The sequence below is a fragment of the Catenulispora pinisilvae genome (genome assembly GCF_015356865.1).
In the GTDB taxonomy this organism is placed as follows: domain Bacteria; phylum Actinomycetota; class Actinomycetes; order Streptomycetales; family Catenulisporaceae; genus Catenulispora; species Catenulispora pinisilvae.
In genome coordinates, this window is record NZ_JAAFZA010000440.1 from 1 (window position 1) to 3,906 (window position 3,906).

Below are 3,906 nucleotides of genomic sequence, written 5' to 3' on the forward strand. Positions count from 1 at the left end.
GACCAGGGCAGTCCGGGGCAGGTAGCGGCGGCCTGCATGTCCAGCACCAGGTATTGGGCGGGGATGTCGGCCGCGGCGGTTTGTGTGGGTGGGGAGTCTGAGCCGAAGCCGAACATGCTCGCGACGCCGGCGGCTGCTCCGGCCATCAGGATGATGACCAGGAGCAGCGCGGCGCCTGCTGCGGCGCCGATTTTAGCCATGGGCCTCGCTTCCGCCTCCACCTGTGCGGCTGGCTGGTGGGCGGGGTTGCGGCGGGGCGAACAATCTTCCGGTGCGGTCGGCGTCCGGGTCGTGGTCGGTGTGTCGGGTGCCGCGGGTGTAGGCGGCCAGTTCGATCAGGTGCAGCCGTCGGCTCGTGCGGCGGGCGGCCAGGTCCCAGATCGGTCCGGTGATGCCGGATTCTCGGCAGGACTCTGGGGTTGCGGTGGCGACCGGTACAGCCGGCGGGTTCAAGGCGAGCAGGCGGTGCAGGGCGCGTTCGCGCAGCGGGGATTGCAGCCAGAACAGCACCGGGGTGTCGGTACCGGTGACCTGGGCCAGGCGGGCGTAGCCGTCGAGTTTGCCCAGCAGCCGTTCCAGGTTCTCGGTGCCGGTGTCGTATTCCAGGAAGAACTCGGTGCTGCGCACACCGCCGCGCGGGTCGGGGGCCTGCCAGCTGCCGAAGGCGTCGGGCCGGGCGAGGTCCCCGTACAGGTGGAAGCAGGTCAGCTCCGACCACCAGGCGCTCAACGCCCCCACGGGGTCGTTGGCGGGTGCGGAGGCGGCGGCGAAGTGGGAGTAGAGCTCGTTGACGCCGACGGTGTGGCGCAGCCGCGGTGAGTGGGCGATGCCCAGGGTGCGGGAGCGGTGGTAGCCGAGTTGTTTGATGGTGACGCCGGCCTCGGCGGCCAGCACTTGTGCGCCGTAGGCGCCCAGGACGTAGTGCTCGGGGGCGCTGCCGCTGATGCGCAGCGGCCGGAAGCGTTCGATGACGCGCATGTCGTTGGTCAGCAGCGCCAGGCGCAGGTTGGCGGTGCGGATGTTGGTGTAGGCGATGCGGGCGATCTGCGGACCGGTAAGCACCTGATGCTCGCGCAGAGCGTGCAGCAGCCACCGGTCCCGGGCGGTGAGCCGGGCAGCCAGATCGGCCAGCGCGGCGCGCCGTGGGCCCGGCGCGGGGGTGTTCACGATCACTTTCTGCAGGTAGTTCGGGTGTTGCGGGATGTGCCGCGGGTCCAGGGCCAAGGACGGGCTCCATTTTCAGGCGATGGTGTGTGCGAGGGAGATGGCCTGGCCGGCTGGCCGAGGTGAATGAGCGGCTCGGCTCAGGCCGCCTCGGGGCCGATGGGGTCGTTGCTCGCGGGGGCCGGCGGAGTGTCCGGATCGGTGCGGCGTGCCTGTCCGGCAGATCGGCCGCCGCGCCGTGCCGGCCCGGCGTTGGGGCGGCGGACGGTTCCGGGGGCGTGGCCGAAGGCCTCGCGTGCGGAACGGCGGATCTGGTTGTCGCGTCCGGCGATCGGCGCGGGCAGGGGCTGGGTGCGCAGGGTGAATGCGGCGCGTTGTTGGGATCCGGTGACCAGCCGGGCTGCGGCCTGGAACGCGCCGAGATGGGACAGGTCGTGTGCGAGCAGGATCGGGGTGGTGTGCCGCTCCAGGAGCCGGGAGTCCTCTGGGGAGGCGTTGAAGAACAGCTTCGTCCGCGCGTTGGCCGAAATGCCCTCGCGCAGATCATTCGGCAGCTGCGCCAGGTTCTGGTGCGCCAGGGTGAGGGACAGTTTGTAGCCGCGGGCCTCAGCGAGCATGTCCTCCATCGGATACGGCAGATTCAGGAAATTCTGAAACTCGTCCAGATATAGAGAGCAGTCACGGCGCTGGTGCTGCGGCAGCTTCGCCCGGCGGCTGGCGGCCTGCCAGACCTTGGCGACCACGAATGAGCCCAACAGCTTGGCGGTCTCCTCGCCGATGACGCCCTTCGGGAGTCGCACCAGCAGCACGCCGCCGTCCAGGACCTTCTCCATGTCGAAGCTGGAGGGTCCGTCGGCTATGGAGTCGCGGACGAAGGAGCGCAGCAGGAATGCGCGCAGCTTGTTCATCAGCGGGCCGACGTGGTTGGCCCGCTGAGCCTCGGATAAGCCCTCGTACTGGTTCCAGAAACCGCGCAGCACCGGATCCTTGAGCGTGGCGGTCATGCGCCGGCGGTAGGCGTCCTCCCCGAGCAGGCGCGGGATGTCGGCCAGGGTCACTCCGCCGGTCGCGGCCTCCGGGGCGTGCAGCAGAGTCAGGCACGCCGAGCGCAGGTTGTCGTCGGTCCGCGGCCCCCAGAACGAAGAGAAGATCCGGCCGAACAGGCCGCACAGGTTGTCGACGATCATGTCGACCTCGTCGGGGCGCTCGAGCTGCAGGACGTTCAGGCTGGGTGGGGCGGAGGCGTCGTCGGGGTCGAACACGACGGTGCGTCCCATCGCTGTCTCCGGGAGGCGGGCGAGGATGTCGGTGATCAGGTCGCCTTTGGGGTCGATGACCACGACGCCGCGCCCGGCCTGTACGTCGTCGAGGATCATGTGGGTCATCAGGGTCGACTTGCCGGAGCCGGTCGCGCCGAGGATGTGGACGTGCTGGCGGGCGTCGGCGACAGCGAGCCCGACCGGGCGCGGGTTGGCCGACTCCGATACACCCAGCGGTTTGACTGGTGCGACGTTCCCGGTGGTGTCCGGCCCGGTGGGGGTGGGGATGCCCGGCGGCGGGACGGCGGTGCGGGCGCCGGCGCGCTCGACGCCGGGGGCGGCGGCATCGGTGGGCAGATGCGCGATCGCGGCCAGCTCGGCCACGCCCAACAGGCTGCCGCGGCCGGTGAAGCGCCGGGAGTTCAGGACCGCGACCGGTGCGGACAGCTTCTTGCGGGCGAACCAGTTCTGCCCGGCGAACATGCTGAACGCCGAGGCGATGGCGTGGGCCCGGCCGCGAAGCCGCGGGGACCTGTGGTCGACCGGCGCATCCGGGCTCGGTGCGGCGGTGGAGGCGGCGGCGTAGTAGAGGCGCACGTCCCACAGCCCGCCGGCGACCTTCGCGGATGCGGAGCGCAGCTCGGCGTTCTTGGTCGGGTCGGCCGGTACGCCCGGGAGCCTGGCCGGGGTGCGGGAGGTTGTGTGGTTCGCGCCGGGGGTGAGCGAATCCAGCACACGCGAGATCGGGCTCGCCGAGCGTCCGGTGCGCAGCGCGGTCAGCTGCCGTCGGGCGCGGCGGGTGCGCCGTCCGGTGACTGGGCGGGCCAGGATCTGCACGGCCGTGTGCTCCTCGCCTGACAGCCCGGCGCATGCGCCCAGCAGCGGGCGTAGCGGGTCGGAGTCGTGCGAGGTCTCGATCGGCAGCAGTTCGGTGCGGGCAAGCCGAAGGCGGCCCCCGGTCGCGACCGCGCCAGCCGGGAGTAGAGGCGCCTCGGCCGCGGGCTGGGTGTCGGTGGCGGCACCAGGCCAGGCCGAGGCGATGGCCCGCTCGATCATTCCCGGTGGGATGACTCCGGGGACCCAGATGCGGATCCGAAGTCCGGCGCGGGTCCAGCCGTACTCGAATCCCAGGTGTGGCTGGCCGGCCAGCAGGCGGCGGCGGGCTGGGCGCAGCAGGCCGAGCAGGTGTGACCACAAGGCGTCCGCGCCGTCGGCGTCCACCTTCGGCGGGGCCATGACCGTGATCACGCGGGCGTTGTCGGTGAAGCGGTCGTGTACCTGGCGGCGGTGGCGGGCGCGGGCGAACAGGCCCAGCGCAACAGCGCCGAGTATGAGCGGCCCCCACAGCGGGCCGTAGGACAGTGCGGCGTGGCCGACGGTGCGGCCAAGGCGTGCGAACTCGGCACCGGGGTGAGTGAGCAGCGCTCCGATCAGACCGGATGATGCGTGCGGGACAGGGACGGTCGGGGTCGGTGCGGGGCCG

At 71.5% G+C, this 3,906-nt stretch carries 2 protein-coding genes and 1 pseudogene; all 3 read right to left on the reverse strand.

Annotated elements, in window-relative coordinates:
- Positions 1-200: pseudogene (locus IZR01_RS48545) on the reverse strand (hydrolase Nlp/P60); the annotation flags it as partial.
- Complete coding sequence (locus IZR01_RS48550; RefSeq protein ID WP_194900013.1) at positions 193-1,224, reverse strand: replication-relaxation family protein; 1,032 nt, start codon at positions 1,222-1,224, stop codon at positions 193-195. The gene IZR01_RS48550 and the pseudogene IZR01_RS48545, both read right to left, overlap by 8 nt.
- Before the next feature lie 80 nt (positions 1,225-1,304).
- The coding region (locus IZR01_RS48555; RefSeq protein ID WP_194927821.1) for a type IV secretory system conjugative DNA transfer family protein at positions 1,305-3,906 on the reverse strand (2,602 nt) is incomplete at its 5' end.